This is a genomic window from Paenibacillus sp. GP183 (assembly GCF_900104695.1).
Classification (GTDB): Bacteria; Bacillota; Bacilli; order Paenibacillales; family NBRC-103111; genus Paenibacillus_AI.
The window spans coordinates 925030-940211 of record NZ_FNSW01000001.1 but is presented as its reverse complement, the minus strand read 5'-3'; the positions used below and the strand labels follow the sequence as shown (position 1 = coordinate 940211).

Annotated in this window: 10 protein-coding genes; 7 read left to right on the top strand and 3 right to left on the bottom strand. The window is 50.3% G+C overall.

Features of this window, described 5'->3' with window-relative positions; all coding sequences use genetic code 11:
• The first annotated feature begins 19 nt into the window (after window positions 1–19).
• From BLV33_RS04590 to BLV33_RS04575, 4 genes are all read left to right on the top strand, one after another.
• On the top strand, window positions 20–958 hold the full coding sequence (locus tag BLV33_RS04590; RefSeq protein WP_253187201.1) for an ABC transporter permease: 939 nt from the start codon (window positions 20–22) through the stop codon (window positions 956–958).
• 24 nt (window positions 959–982) lie between these two features.
• A complete protein-coding gene (locus tag BLV33_RS04585; RefSeq protein ID WP_090788691.1) occupies window positions 983–1855 on the top strand; it encodes a carbohydrate ABC transporter permease in 873 nt (290 codons plus the stop codon).
• Between the two features lie 107 nt (window positions 1856–1962).
• A complete protein-coding gene (locus tag BLV33_RS04580) occupies window positions 1963–3501 on the top strand; it encodes a type 2 periplasmic-binding domain-containing protein (RefSeq protein ID WP_090788689.1) in 1539 nt (512 codons plus the stop codon).
• Window positions 3502–3570: 69 nt separating this feature from the next.
• Window positions 3571–4407, top strand: coding sequence for a Gfo/Idh/MocA family oxidoreductase (locus BLV33_RS04575; RefSeq protein ID WP_090788687.1), 837 nt, complete (start codon window positions 3571–3573; stop codon window positions 4405–4407).
• Window positions 4408–4556: 149 nt separating this feature from the next.
• On the opposite strand, the gene BLV33_RS04570 is transcribed toward BLV33_RS04575, so the two are convergent.
• Genes BLV33_RS04570 through BLV33_RS04560 form a run of 3 tightly spaced genes read right to left on the bottom strand, consistent with a single transcriptional unit; the run spans window position 4557 to window position 10422 of the window.
• The gene (locus tag BLV33_RS04570; RefSeq protein WP_090788685.1) at window positions 4557–7709 is read right to left on the bottom strand and encodes an Ig-like domain-containing protein; all 3153 of its coding nucleotides are present in this window, start codon (window positions 7707–7709) and stop codon (window positions 4557–4559) included.
• A gap of 19 nt (window positions 7710–7728) precedes the next feature.
• The gene (locus BLV33_RS04565) at window positions 7729–8787 is read right to left on the bottom strand and encodes a Gfo/Idh/MocA family protein (protein WP_090788683.1); all 1059 of its coding nucleotides are present in this window, start codon (window positions 8785–8787) and stop codon (window positions 7729–7731) included.
• 60 nt (window positions 8788–8847) lie between these two features.
• Complete coding sequence (locus BLV33_RS04560; RefSeq protein WP_171909332.1) at window positions 8848–10422, bottom strand: FAD-dependent oxidoreductase; 1575 nt, start codon at window positions 10420–10422, stop codon at window positions 8848–8850.
• A gap of 216 nt (window positions 10423–10638) precedes the next feature.
• Between BLV33_RS04560 and BLV33_RS04555 the strand changes: the two genes are divergently transcribed.
• The 3 genes from BLV33_RS04555 to BLV33_RS04545 are packed head-to-tail and all read left to right on the top strand — an operon-like array spanning window position 10639 to window position 15160.
• Window positions 10639–11742 (top strand): SGNH/GDSL hydrolase family protein, encoded by a 1104-nt coding sequence (locus BLV33_RS04555; RefSeq protein ID WP_090788681.1) that lies wholly within the window; start codon window positions 10639–10641, stop codon window positions 11740–11742.
• A 33-nt stretch (window positions 11743–11775) separates the two neighbouring features.
• Window positions 11776–13293 carry an extracellular solute-binding protein gene (locus BLV33_RS04550; protein WP_090788679.1) on the top strand — a complete coding sequence of 506 codons (1518 nt, stop codon included), beginning with the start codon at window positions 11776–11778 and terminating at the stop codon, window positions 13291–13293.
• Window positions 13294–13330: 37 nt separating this feature from the next.
• The gene (locus BLV33_RS04545; protein ID WP_090788677.1) at window positions 13331–15160 is read left to right on the top strand and encodes a cache domain-containing sensor histidine kinase; all 1830 of its coding nucleotides are present in this window, start codon (window positions 13331–13333) and stop codon (window positions 15158–15160) included.
• Window positions 15161–15182: the final 22 nt, after the last annotated feature.

Below are 15182 nucleotides of genomic sequence, written 5' to 3'. Positions count from 1 at the left end.
TGCTGTTGCAGAAACCGATATATTCGCGAAGAAAACTGTTAAAAAAAGCTATGCACGACTATTGTGGATCGATATCCGGAAAGATTGGGATTTGTATCTCGCCCTCATTCCCGGCATCGCATTTCTGCTGCTGTTTAAGTATACGCCGATGTACGGGATTATCATTGCTTTCAAGGATTTCAATATTTTTGAAGGAATGGCCGCAAGTCCATGGGTCGGATGGAAGCATTTCGAGAAATTGATCTCGTCCGCCAGTTTTTTGCAGGTGTTCCAGAACACGTTGATCATCTCTGTCTACAAAATCGTGTTTCTCTTTCCAATCCCGATCGTGGTCGCCATCTTGCTCAATGAATTGAAAAACATGGCGTTCAAACGAAGCGTACAAACCGTCATTTACCTGCCTCACTTCCTCTCATGGGTTATAGTTAGCGGCTTGTTCATCGACATACTTTCCACGAACGGCGGTATCGTAAACAAAATAATCATAGCTATGGGCGGCGAACCGGTCAGATTCTTCCTGGACAGCAATATCTTCCGCTCCGTTCTCGTTGCTTCAGCAGGCTGGAAGGATACCGGGTGGAATACGATCATCTACCTGGCGGCTTTGGCCGGCATCGACCCCGGATTGTATGAAGCTGCCAAAATCGACGGCGCAAACAAATGGAAGCAAATCGTCCACATCACGCTGCCCGGTCTGCTCCCGATCATCCTGCTCATGTTCATTCTTCGTCTCGGTTATGTGCTGGAGGCGGGAACGGAACAAGTTCTCGTCATGTACAATCCAGGCGTTTACAACGTCGCCGACATTATCGGCACCTATGTGTACCGCATCGGTCTCGGCGACCAGGATTACAGCTTTTCAACCGCAGTAGGGGTGTTCGAATCCGTCGTTGCGTTTATTTTGATCCTTACGGGCAATGGCCTGGCACGGAAGTTTTTTGGACGCGGTATCTGGTAAACGGCGAATGAAGGAGGATAAGCTATGAATGCGAATAGAACCGGCGAAAAAATTTTCACGGTGATCAACTATATTATCTTTATCCTGCTCGGACTTTCCATGATTTTTCCGTTCATCAATCTTATCGCCAAATCGTTCAGCAGCGAAGCGGCAGTCGTTTCGGGGATGGTTACTCTGTATCCGATCGACTTTCAATTGGGGACCTACAAATATGTAGCAAGTAACTTCATGTTCCTCCAAGCTTTTATGGTTTCCATTACCGTGACTCTAGTCGGTTCGCTGCTTGCGTTATTCATGACGACACTGGCCGCTTATCCACTGTCCAAGACAAGGCTTCGGGGACGCAAGTTTTTCATCATTTTGTATCTGTTCACCATGCTTTTCAGCGGTGGACTGATACCCACCTACATGCTCATGCACAAGCTCGATCTGATCAATAAACTTCCGGTCCTTTTCCTGCCTTTTATGATTAATGTGTACAACATGCTCATAATCAAAAGCTATTTTGAAAACCTGCCCGACAGCCTTGAAGAATCAGCGAAAATCGACGGAGCCAGCAATATGACGATCCTAACGCGTATCATTCTGCCGTTGTCGATGCCCGTACTCGCAACCATTGGATTGTTCTACGCGGTAACGTTCTGGAACGATTATTTTACGTCTCTCATCTACATCAACTCGGCCGAATTGAAACCTCTTCAGCTTTATTTGAAAGAACTGTTCGTCTCTTCGACGGATGCTTTCATGCGGACCAATATCGACGCAGCCCTTAACGTTTCACCGCAGTCGATCCAGGCGGCTTCCATCATTCTGGCAACGCTGCCAATCATACTCGTCTATCCGATGCTTCAAAAATATTTTGTGAAAGGCGTTTTGGTAGGCTCAGTGAAGGGCTGATTCTTACAAACTTGAAGGGTGGTGGTGGGTCAGACATCAGGATGGTCTGTGAAGTTAGGTTATTAAGCTTGACCCATACTCAATACATGAAAAAGGGAGGCTCATCCATGTTCAAAAAATCTTTAGCTGTACTGTCCATAACAACTTTGGCTGCATCTTTAACCGCTTGCGGCGGAGGCGGCCAATCGGCAAGCAGTTCCACAGCAACGTCCAAGTCCACGGCTCCAACTGCAGCTGCAACTGCTGACGCCAACAAGCCGAAGCCGGAATTCAAGGCGCTGCTGCAGTATGGGCGTTTTGATCCTAATGCCGAGGTAGTGGCCAAGTTCCTGAACGAAAAAACAGGCTACAAAGTTACCTACGATATGCTGCCGGTCGAGAACCCGGACGACAAGCTCAATTTGCTCATGGCCAATAAGGAAAAATATGCCTTCATGCTGCTTAGCGGCCCGCAGTATTCTAAGCTCGCAGCTTCCGGCGCCCTTGAGCCGATCGATGAACTGGTTAATAAATACGGAACTAATTTGAAAAACGTCATCTCTCAAACATCCTGGAACGGCGCTAAGCTGAACGGTAAAATTTTCGGTATTCCGCAAACGGGTTCGGGGACGATCGTCAATTCGGCGCTGATCGTTCGTCAGGATTGGATGGATGAACTTGGACTAAAAGCACCGACAACCCGCGACGAGCTATACAACGTCATGAAGACGCTCAAAGAGAAGAAAAATGTCTTCGCGCTTTCCGGTGGTAAAAGCCCACTCGTTCCTGAAATACTGCCGACATTCGGCCTGGCGATGGTTCAGTCGACCGCAACGACCGGCTGGCAGGATGTGAACGGGAAACTGGTCAATGCCGTTGAAAATCCGAACATGAAGAAATACCTGGAGTTCATGAAGAAGCTGTACAGCGAGAAATTGATCGACCAGGAATGGTCTCTCAATCAGCCGAACAAAGTGATCGAGAACTTTACGAGCGGCAAAACGGCCATCATCTCAAACGGCTATTTCAATGCACCTACTGTACAAAATGCGCTTTTGAAAAATACACCGAACGCCAAAATCTCCAGTCTGCCTTACCTAAAAGGGGATGACGGCAAAGTTAGTGTCATGGCAACAGCAGGTATCAGCTTTTATGTGGGAATACCGAAATGGGCCGATAATAAGGATGATATTATCAAATACCTGGATTTGAAGCTTGACAAAGACATTCATAAGGAAGCGGTGATCGGTAAAGAAGGCGTTCACCACAAGTTTGAAAATGGCAGCTACTTCCCGATTCTGCCAATCTTCAACGACCAGTATAACAACGCTTCTTCGTTCCTCACAGGAGTGGATGAGAAAAACTATCCGATCTACTGGCAGGCGCGCGTAAGAAAAGATCCTATCCTGACAGATGCATTCAACAAAAATCAGGAAGCTGCGAAAGGTAACACCAGCGTCGACCCGCTCTCATTTGCGCCACCGCTTGAAGCTATCGGAAAGTATAATCTTAAGCTGCAAAAGCTGATGGAAGACACTTTCCTGAAGTATATCACCGGTGCAGAGCCGCTCGAAAACTATGACAAATTCATGGCCCAGTGGAAAGCAGAAGGCGGAAACGAAATGACGAAAGCTGCCAATGAATGGTACGCTGCGAACAAGAAGTAAGCCTGTCTCAGGCACCCCCTGCGGTTCATTCCGTGGGGGTTTTATTTCTAAGAGGGAGTGGGGAGAACAATGAAAAAGATCGGGTTTATCGATTATTTTCTGGATGAGTGGCATGCGGAGAAATACCCAGAGTGGATTGAGAAGGCTTCGGATGGCAAAATGAAGGTTGCTTATGCATACGGCAAGACGAATATCAAAGGAAAACTCAGCAATGCAGACTGGAGCCGGAAAAAAGGAATCCAGCTTCTTGATTCGATCGAGGCCGTCGTGGAGCAGAGTGATTATTTGATCGTTCTGTCGCCGGATCATCCGGAGTACCATGAGGAGCTGTCACAACTTCCGCTTCGGTCCGGCAAGCCCACCTATATCGATAAAACCTTCGCGCCCGACCGGGCGGCGGCTGTACGGATGTTTGAACTCGCTGACAAGCACGGGACCCCGATGTACTCGACTTCGGCTTTACGTTTTGCTGCCGAATATTCGGAATTGGAGAAGCAGGGCATAGAATCCATTTGCAGCCTGGGACCGGGGAAGTTTGAGAACTATTCGATCCACCAGGTAGAACCGATCGTTTCGCTGATGGGGACGGATGTCAAACGGATAATGTGGATGGGCACGGCGAATACGTCGGCGCTGTTGATCCAGTATCCGGACGGCCGTCAGGGGACAATTAACCTGTATGGCTGGGAATGCCCGTTCAGCATGGCTTTGAGTTATCAGGCAGGACAATCGAACTTTCTAAAGATCGAGTCGAATTTTTTCGGGGCGTTTATCGAGAATTTGATCAGTTTTTTCGAGTCGTGTAACCCGGTGGTTCCGCAGGCGGAAACAATTGCGATTGCAACAATTCTGGAGTATGGAATGAAAGCGGCGAAGACGCCGTATCAATGGTTGGAGCTACCGTAGTCGGGAAAGGCAGCAACTGATAGCAAGCGGACCTAGGACGGCAAACAATCAGTTGGTATCACCAAAAAGCATCCAGATCTTCCTATGAGGAAGGAACTGGATGCTCTTTTTTTGGATCTACCTTTTCATATCCTTAGTTGTTCTCTCTGTCATTCTTTTTCTTTAACATTATTGAACACTTTGATTTTGATCTCCGACTGCTTGCCCCGGTAGGAGGCTGTAATCATTGCGCTTCCTGGTTTAACGGCTGTGATGGTGCCGTCCGCAGCAATGGAAGCAACTTTGTCGAGCGAAGAAACATATATCGGTCCCAGTGTTATATACTCTGAAACGCCGTCCGAGTAGGTTGCCAATAATGGCGCCGTATAAACTTCACCTTTGACAAGACTGTGTTTCATTTCTTCAAATGAGAAGCCTGTCATCTCTACAACGGTAACAACCGACTTGGCTGTTTTGCCTGCGTATAGAGCAGTGATTTCTGCCGTACCGGCTTTCAATGCGGTAACCGTACCATCTGCAGATACTGTGGCTACTTCAGGATTGCTGGAACTGAACTTGGCACCAGTAACCACTGCGCTCGTTTCGTCCGAGTAGACTGCAGTCGTGACGGTCGCGTGCTGATCGCCAGCCACAAGGCGGTATGCTGCGGAATCAAGCTCGATGCCAGTGATGACTGGCGCCGTACGCGTAACGGTTACGGTTTTTTCGTTCGTTTTGCGGCCGTCCACGTAAACGGAAATTTTTAGGGCATTGGCGCCCATACTCAGCGTGACCTTACCGCTGAAGTCTCCGCTGCTTGCCAGCGTTGCCGGTACGCCGTTTAAACGAACTTCAGCCGTTCCCGGTCCAAGCACTTCCACGCTGCCTTTGATCTCCAGGTTCTTCAGCGGAGTGCTGATGTTTGCATAGGCCAGGTGGCCACGCATTACTGCCGATCTTACTTCATCGCCGACCTTGTATGTTCTGGCGACCAACTGTCGTTTCGTTCGCACGCCGGACGCATCGAGCGCCGAGATCACAAAGCCGCCACGGGGAATGGCGCTGTTATTGGGGGACATATTCGTCCAATTCCAGCTCAGTGCCTGCTGTTGGTTGACGACCTTGGTGACTTTACCCGTGTTTCCGATAATCGCTTCGACACCGAACGTGCTTGTAGCCGTCGTCAGGCCATACGCATCCGTATAGAAGTTAAGATTGTTTTCATTGCGGCTAACGTTGTACAGATCGGCTTCCAGGAAAGCTTCGCTATTTCCAGGAATACTAGAGCCTACTTGATAATCCTTGACATATTCCACATTTTGGAGAGATGCTTTCACGACCGGCCAGTTTACCTGCGAATAGTCAAAGAGCATCAAGCCGTTCGATTGAGACAGACCAGCCTGAAACACCGACCGCTGCAGCGGGGGATCCTGGATATTGGCCAGCGCAATGCTGGCGTACATCGGAACTTCGCCGTTCGTTACAATGTTGCCCAATGTAATGTGATGTTCGATTTCTTTTTGTGTCGTCTGGTATGTGCCTATCATGAGAAAATCGATGTTTTTTGTATAACCTGTTTTGGCGTAAGAGTCGGTATATAAGCTGTCCTGCGGGAATTGCAGACGACTGTCGTACTTGAAATTCGGACTTCCCCAGTGGACGCCGTTCAGGTAGTAGGACTCGAACCAGGAGCCGACATAGGCGGAAGAATTGATTTTTTTACCCTTTAATATCGTATAGCGGTCGGTGAGCGAACGGACTTCATCGGTAAAAGTCTTGATCGTCAGTGACCGGAACTCCCACCAGTCATTGATGAGGGGGCCGAATTGACGGACATTGTTCACATAGGTAAAAACATCGGCCGGCCAGTTCGTTAGCTGTTTACCACGGGCGGCGAGAAAAGCTTCGAACTTCTGACGGGTAAGGGGGCTGAAGTCGGCCGTTTCGTTGTCATAGCGAGTCCGATCGAGCACTACACCGTCAACATCATAGTTCTTGATGACTTCTTCCATGTTTTTGAGCTCGAACGCTCTTACGTCATCATTTGCCGGATTGACGAAAGCGACGAGGGCTTTGCCAGATTTGAAATAGCTGCTCTCACGCAGCCGCAAAATCTGGCCGCCATCCTCGGGACGGTACACTTGCTCTTCCCAATCCAGGTGCTGATTCAGCAGCCCGTATTCGTTGTGGGCAGGCGAGCCCTCGGCAAAGACGTTGAACGCAGCGTGGATTTTGATGCCAAGCTGGTGACCGTATTTGATGAACTCCTCCAGCATGTCGAGGTTCGGATTCGCTCCTGCGCGAGTCGGCGCTGTCATTTGGGAGATGTGCGGCCGGCCCGTCAGGTCGTTCTTCTTGTAGTTGGCGAAGCCTTCCACGCCTTTAACGTCCAACGCTACAGCGGTGACACCGGCGTCTTTCGCCTTGATCAGCATATCGCGGACATTTTCAGGCGTCTGAAGCTTGAAAATGTTCGTTCCCTGATCGACCCAAAGGACGACTTCCTTCGCGGTGCTGTTTGGTTTTTTATAAAACACGACGAGTGTTTTTCTGTCGTTTTCCACACCGTTCTTGGAAACAACGACGTCGAGGTAATTGACGCCATCCGTAAGCCCGATCTCAATCTGGAAGGTGCTGTCCACCTGCAAAGCGACGGTGGTTTGATTCACACGTATCGAATAGGGGATACCCGGCTCCAGATTTTCCAGCTTGCCAGAGACGGCTGCCTTCGGCTCGGTGACGGTAAACCATTCATCATTGTTCAGCTTGAGCCGGGCTTTAAGACCCTGCCCCGTCATTAAGTCAGTGACCGGTATTACATTGCCGTTTTTACGAAGCTTGATTGTATCCCCGACCTTGAAGTTTTTCGCGAGGTACTGTTTGTACGTTTTATTCGTCCAGCTGTCGTCATTCGATACCAGAATGTAACCGCCAAGTGGGATAACCAGGTCAGTAGGTCCCGTCCAGACAGGCACCCCGCCGTTCACGGAAGGGTTAACAACCCGCATCACCTGGTTAGCGGAGTTGACGACAACGGCGACGGATGTTTTTCCAACCGTAATCTGCGGCGCGTACTCCGTTGTAAATAACGCGACATAATCCGTAATTCCGCTTACATCTTTATCGATAAAATTAATCTGCTTCCGTGGACCTTCAATATTGATAGTGATGTCTACCGGAGCAGCTTCCACTTCAATGTAATCGGCGGCTGTTGGAGCGGCGGCAGCGGCGGAGCCAGTTACTGCAGTAAACAATGCCATCGGACAAAGGGAAATAATCAACGTCAATAAGAGGGTGAATCTCAGCCTTTTCGACTTTTTCAACGGTATTCACTATCCTTTCTTAGAAGCGTATTTCTTCTCCTTTTAAACTGGATTCATAGACTCCGCAAAGAATTTTCATCATTTCGACGCCGTCCTGCACAGGGGAGATCGTTTCTTTTTTCCCTTGGCATACTTCGATGAAATAATTGATCTCGTCTTGGAACCCGGCGACAAAATCGAAAGACAGGTTGTTGATCTGCGGCGTAAGGTTCAGGATGGTGTCGTATTTCTCCGTGACAATGGACAGCTTGGGCTCAAGCTCGACGCCGCCTTTTTCTCCATACAGCTTTACGGTGAGCTCGTCTTCCTTCGCATGAAGTGTGAAGCTTACGTCGACGAGGAGGGAGGCACCGTTCTCAAAGCGGATCATGGCATTCGCCATATCCTCTACGGTATTGCGAGAGGCATCGTAGTCTGCGGCTTTGTAAAAGGCGAGATTTTTCACGTTTGCACGATTGCCGAGCTTTTTATAAGTGTTGCCGGATATCGATTTCACTTTCGGTCGGCCCATCAAATACCAGCACAAGTCGATCACGTGCACGCCTACATCAATCAGGGGACCGCCGCCCGAACGCTCGACGTCCGAAAACCAGCCGCCTGGGTTGCCGAGACGACGGATGCAAGATGCTTTTGCATAGTAAATTTCACCGAGCTCGCCATTGTCGAGGAATGATTTTACGATGCTGGTGTTAGACGCATACCGACGAACGAATCCGACCTGGAGCGTTTTGCCGGAACGGCGGACTGCAGCTTCAACGGCTAACGCTTCTTCCACCGTCTTGCAGAGCGGTTTTTCGGTGAGAACGTTTTTACCGGCGTCCAAAGCTGCGATAGAAATCGGTGCATGGCTGTTGTTCCAAGTACAGATACTCACGGCATCGATTCCCGGATCGGCAAGCAGCTCCTTATAGTCTGTGTACACGCGGGTAATGCCGTATTTTTCGGCCTTGACCTTGGCGCGCTCCTCGTTCAGATCGCAGATAGCATAAAGCTCTGCATCCGGATTGGTTTGATAAGATTTTAAATGCATTTCGGAAATGGAACCGGCTCCGATAACCGCTATTTTTACTTTGCTCATGTTTGATAAGCTCCTCTTCTCTGGAATGGTTAAATGTGGATCTCCCCAATAGCGTTTCTTTTATACCGAATGAATACTCGGCCAAGCCAGTTCGATTCCGTAGCTCACCAGCATGCGCTGGAAGTCGCGGAGCTCCGATTCCTGGTTCCGCACCTCGCGGGGCAGCAGGTTGCGGTCGATGCAGCGGCTTGCCAGAAAACCAGCGGCCTCGCCGATATTCCATTCGACCGGATGGAGCCGATAGCAGCCGTTAGTGATATGGGTGACGCCAAGATTTTTGCACGCCGGCAGCAGATTATTGATCCGGACAGGAATCAGGCTGCCCAGTGGAATCTGGAACGGGAGTGAAGAGATATCGATATAATGGCGGTTGCCCGTACTCGGATGGAGGTCGATGCGGTAGCAGCCGATGCCGACGGAGTCGTCAAATGGCTCCGCTTTTCCGTCAGATCTGCAGGCGGTGCTCACGTGCTGTTCCAATACGGTGAACTCGGCTTTGATACGGCGGGATTCCCGTATGTAGGGATACATGGCCAGTCCATCATCGGTGCCTACGATATCTTTACGCAATCTAAGTCCCGGGTATCCTTTGCCGCCGTCCGGCCGGGGCGCTTCCGTCTGCAGCCAGTAGAGCAGGGAGAGGCTTAGCTGCTTCGCATCCCATAGGTTGCGTTCTCTTTCATCTTCGCTTACATCTATGACTGAACCAATCCAGTAATCGTTTTGCGGCCAATTGACCATCGTTATGCTTCCGGGATAAAATCCCTTCTCGAAGTTCCTGCTGTCGATGATACGTCGATAGTAGAACAGGGAATACTTTTCCGTCCCTTCAAAAAGCTCATAAGTCACCGGCTCCAGCGAATGAGGGCGGACACCTGCCCAGCTCAGCAATCGGTCTGGCCAGAAATCGGCTTTATATTGCCGCCAGAATTCATAACGCTCCGGGCGCGCGATGGTGTGGTCTTCACCTTCGATATAATCCATTGCAAAACAATACGTAAAGCCCTGCATGTCCTGCGGAAGAGCATCACCGTCCACGGCATGGGGCTCACCGGTCTGGCTCACGGACTCTGCTCCGGTCACATATTCCGCTCCGGCGATCGGCAGGACGTCCCCGCATTCCGTTGCATCGAGGAAATAGGCGGCGGATAGCTCCGCAAATTCCCCGGTGATCAAATTGCGTACCGTAAGCGAACGGACGTCGTCGCCATCCACGGAAGCCGAGTTCACACAATGGAGGGTAAGAATTTGCAGCCTCCCGCTGTGAACATATGGAGCCAGCATATCTTGCAGGACAGCCAAAGCAGCGCGCGGCTCATGGCATAATCGCGAAACACCGCCGTTTCCGGGATTCAGAAGAATGTGGGACCGTGCCTCCTCAGTGAGCGGAAAATGGCGCCGGTAATAATCACGCACCCCATCCCGAAACTGTCGGTATGTGCGGGTGCATCCGAACTGCTCGATCCAAGGGTGTTCATCCGGCGGGACGGCCTGGCTGGTCAACTGCCCGCCGATCCAGTCGGTTTCCTCGGTCATGATAACCGTCTTACCTGATTTGGCGGCGGCAAGTGCGGCAGCGCAGCCCCCGGTTCCCCCGCCAATTACGACGATATCGGCATGCAATTCTTGAATGATGGATTTGCTGTTCCTTTCTGACAATGAATAAACCCCCTCCTTTTGACTATCTGCCTGGAGGTTTTCACAGGCTATCCCTATTGTATTACAGCGGGAATGGGGCTGCAGCGGAGGACCATGACTTCTTTTGGTACTTTAATAACCATTGACCCAATTAATAATTTGCAGGGAACCCAAAAACATTTATTATTGTAGTAAGTAAAGGAGGGTCGCAACATGACGAATAAACAACAACCAGTTAACGCGGTGCAGTTGGATGCTAACATGTGGATTCAACAATCCGGCGACAATGATTTAATTTGGCATTCACCCCTCGAGCAGCCGTTTCAGCTTGCCGGATTCGGCTGGCTGAGCGAAGAAAGCCGTTACCGCCGGCTTCCCGCCAAGCCAAGCTGGATTCTTCCGGAGGCAGTCGACCTATTGGCTAACTGTACAGCCGGCGGTCAAATCCGCTTTGCGACGGATGCCGCCTCGCTGTCCGTCAAAGTAAAATTGACGGGGGCTGCCAATATGTATCATATGCCTGCTACAGGGCAGTGCGGGTTTGACTGTTACATCGGGGGACTGGGAGAACAGGTTTATTACAACACTACCGTTTACGATCACAGGAAGACTGAGTTTGAAAGCGTTATTTTTACGAATTTTGAACGCGAGAACCGGATCATAACACTGAACTTCCCGCTTTACCAAGGCGTAGAGGAAGTTTGGGTCGGCTTGGATCTGGAAGCGCAGATCGATCATCCTCCAGTTTACGACAGCACTAAAAAAATCATTGTTTATGGCACCTCCATCACGCAGGGAGGCTGTGCTTCCCGTCCGGGCATGGCCTACACGAACATACTATCCCGCCGCATCAACTTGGAGTTCCTCAATCTGGGCTTTTCCGGCAACGGCAAAGGAGAGCCGGAGCTCGCTCATATTCTGGCGGAAATCCCAGACCCCGCTTGCTTGATCCTGGACTATGAGGCGAACTGCGTTTCCACAGAACTGCTGCAGAAAACGCTGCCCGACTTCATATCCATATACCGGGAAAAGCATCCGTTGACGCCGATCCTTGTGATCTCGCGAATCACACATGCCAAAGAAAAATTTGATCCACAAATGGCCCAGGTACGGGCGGAACGCAAACAAGTCCAGATCCGAACCGTAGAGCAAAGGCGCGAGCTGGATGATGCCAATATCTATTTTTGCGACGGCGCTGCGCTGCTGGGTAAAGATGCTCATGAATGTACGGTTGACGGCTCGCATCCGACCGATCTCGGCTTTTTGCGTATGGCGGATGGGCTGACGCCGATCCTGCAGCGTATTTTGGCTGGGTGATTGTCTGTTTTGTTCTGCAGGAAGGGGGGTTCTATGAAAAAAAGAAAGAAAGCGGCAGTTTTCGCTATTCTCGCCATGCTCGCATCCTTCACCACCGCCGGCTGCAGCTTTCAGGCAGGGGGAAAGAACGGCAAAGAGGCTTCCAATGCCGCAGATGCACCTGTAATCCGGATTGTGGTGAACAGTCTAGGCTTGGGCTTTCCTGAAGGCATGGATGAAAACAACAATCCTTACCTGACCTATATCGAGAAAAATACCGGTGTACAGGTGAATGTGACCCTTCCTCCGCTGAACGGATACGATGAAAAGCTGAACGTCATCATGACATCCGGGGAGCCTCCGGACCTGCTCAACACGAGCAGTGCTTCATGGTTTATTAACTATGTGAATCAAAAGGCGCTAACACCATTGAACGACTATATCGAGAAATACGGGGCAAACCTGAAAGCCAAAATCCCCAAAGAAGCTTGGGACAACGTAACAGTTGACGGCAACATATATGCCATTCCCAGCCTGAGTGAGGTAAAGGGAACGGAGATTGTTTACGCCCGGAAGGACTGGCTGGACAAGCTCGGCCTGCAGCCTCCCCGGACGATCGATGAGTATACGGCCGTGATGAAGGCTTTTGCCGAAAGAGATCCGGACGGAAATGGAATGAAGGATACCTTCGGCCTTTCAATCCTGGATCGTCTCGGGAGAACGTCACCTTTTCTTGGTGCCTTCGGCGTACAAATGAACGCCTGGTACGAGCGAGACGGCAAGCTGGTTTATTCCGGTATCCTCCCCGAGATGAAAGAAGCGCTCGCCTACTTTCGGAATCTATACGACCAGAATATCCTTGACCCGGAATTCCCGTTGAATAAAATCGATGTTCTTGGCAAAAAGATAGCGACCGGTCGGGTCGGCCTATATTCCGCAGCTTGGTCCGACACGCGCACCTATATTGCGGAGAACAGCAAAAACGATCCAAAAGCGGAGTGGATCCCGCTTGAATTTCCAATTGGCCCGAACCTGGGGCATGGGGTCTACAGCACGTCCAACATCCGGTCCTACAATGTCGTGCCCCTTAAGAGCAAGAACGTGGAGTCCGTGGTCAAATTCCTCGATTTTATCGCAGGGCCAGGCCAAAAAACGTTGAAGCTCGGCTTTGAAAATGAAGTTTGGACCCTGGTGGATAAAAAGCTGACTATCCGGTTTGAAGAGCATACGAAGCAAGGATATCGGGGCATATATGGATCGTTGGCCGATACCGTTGAGCGGGACATGACCCGGGATCGTCTGAATGGACTCGGAGAGCAGTTCCGGCTTTATGACAACGTGCAGCGAATTGAAAGCAATCTGATGGAAAACCGCTTTAATGGACCCCCGACTCCTGCAATGGGCAAACATCAAGTAAAGCTGTCCAAACTCCAGGAAGAAACCTTTACGCGAATCATCGCGGGCATGAGCCCCATTGAGGAATTCGATGCATTTGTAAAAAAGTGGAAGGATGCCGGCGGTGATGAAATTACCGGGGAAGTGAACGAATGGTGGCGGGAAACCAGCAAGTAGCCGAGAGAGACCGGGCATAAAAGGAGGGACCAGCAAATTGACGAAAGAAATCCTGTCCAAAGTGCGCAAAATGCTAACCGGTTTTATCCAGGTTCGGTTGACATGGTATTTTTTACTGATCCTGCTTCCGCTCGCTGGCTTCAGTCTTTTTGCCATCGCCAAATCGCAGATGATCCTGGAAGTGCAAACGGGAGAAAGGACCCAGGGAGCCCTGCATACAATGGTTGGTTACATCGACCTGACGCTGCAGAACATCGAACAGCTTTCCTCGCTGATCGCTTTCGATATGAACGTGAACACCACGCTGCAGTCCGTCGGACAGGAGCCGGGAAAGCAGTCCTTCGTTCAATTTGCGCAGGTGATGGACCAGATAACGAACATGACGACGGTCAACTTGTTGGTGGACCAAATCACCATCATCCATATGCCGTCTCGTACCGTTATTTCCAGCAAGCTCGGCGGACACAAGCTGCCCGAGGGAGCGGAGAAGCAGGAGTGGTACCAGCGTTTGGTGGAGGAGGGCGGGGGAACGATTTTTTATACGCCGCAGGGTGGTGAATCTTTCTTCGATGCGGACAGCGTTCATCTGATCCGTACGATGGATCCTTATAACCGGACGCTCATCAATCCGAACCTGCTCATCATTTCTGTCAAAAAAAGCGCCTTGATCGAACTGGCGAAACCGCTTCTCCCCTCCAAAAATGCGAACATCTATCTTTTTGGAAGCGATGGAATCCCGATTACCGGCACAGGTGTGAGTGTAAATCCGCAAGTCTTGAACAAAGGGGACGAGGTCAGGACCATCCTCAGGTCGCCGCAAACCGGTACGGAGATGGTCGCCATCAGCGTGAAGTCCAAGTTTTCCGGGTGGTCGCTCATGATGGAGCAGCCTCTGCGGGAAATTCGCAGCCATACCGACTCCTTGAAGGTGTTTACTTACGGGATATTAGTCGTCAGCCTGGTGCTTGCGGTTTGGATTTCCTGGATTGTCTACAGGGGGATTTCCGCTCCGCTGCGAAAATTGGCTTATGGGATGAAGCAGCTCCGCACGGGCAATTTCACCATACAATTGGAAGACGCGCGCGTGGACGAATTGGGGTATGTCATCGAATCGTTCAACCGGATGGCTGAAAACCAGAAGACACTCATTCGCGACCACTATGAGAAACAGCTTTTACTGTCCAAAATGGAGCTTAAGTTTTTGCAGTCGCAGATCAACCCGCATTTCCTTTATAATACTCTTGACTCCATCTATTGGACGGCCAAAAACTATGAAGCAGATGAAATCAGCGAAATGGTCCTCAATCTGTCGAAATTTTTCCGGCTAAGCCTGAACAAGGGGAACGAGACGTTTTCAGTAAAAGATACGATCGAGCATTTGAAATATTATATTAAAGTCCAGCAGCTGCGGTTTTTGGACCATTTTACAGTCAGGTACGACATCGCCGAGGAAAGCGAGCCTTATCATGTACTGAAGCTCCTTTTACAACCCATTGTGGAAAATTCCGTTCTGCATGGCCTGGAAAAACAGAGTGAAGGCGGGGAGCTCGTCATATCTACATATTTGGAAGGCAACATGCTGGTGCTTGAAGTGAGCGATAACGGAGCAGGAGTGGAAAACCAAAGGCTCGACTATATCTGTGTCAAACTTGAGGAAGCGTCGAGACTAGCTGCAGAAGGCATTTCGACAGACATCAAAAAGGAGAAGGACTTGTTCGGTCTGCGAAATGTGGTTACCCGCATGAAAATGTATTACGGCAAGGAATCGGAATTCCTCTTCGAAAGCGGCACGGGCAGGGGCACCCGGATCACGCTCCGTCTGCCGCTGGAAAAGTGCGTGACTCCATTAGAGGAACAGGCGGGCTAACGGAGCTAAAAATTGAATCCAT

Bases quoted from the DNA above. Each gene is read 5' to 3' on its own strand.
- BLV33_RS04585 (WP_090788691.1), top strand. From the start codon at position 983: ATGAATGCGAATAGAACCGGCGAAAAAATTTTCACGGTGATCAACTAT.
- BLV33_RS04580 (WP_090788689.1), top strand. From the start codon at position 1,963: ATGTTCAAAAAATCTTTAGCTGTACTGTCCATAACAACTTTGGCTGCA.
- BLV33_RS04575 (WP_090788687.1), top strand. From the start codon at position 3,571: ATGAAAAAGATCGGGTTTATCGATTATTTTCTGGATGAGTGGCATGCG.
- BLV33_RS04565 (WP_090788683.1), bottom strand. From the start codon at position 8,787: ATGAGCAAAGTAAAAATAGCGGTTATCGGAGCCGGTTCCATTTCCGAA.
- BLV33_RS04555 (WP_090788681.1), top strand. From the start codon at position 10,639: ATGACGAATAAACAACAACCAGTTAACGCGGTGCAGTTGGATGCTAAC.
- BLV33_RS04550 (WP_090788679.1), top strand. From the start codon at position 11,776: ATGAAAAAAAGAAAGAAAGCGGCAGTTTTCGCTATTCTCGCCATGCTC.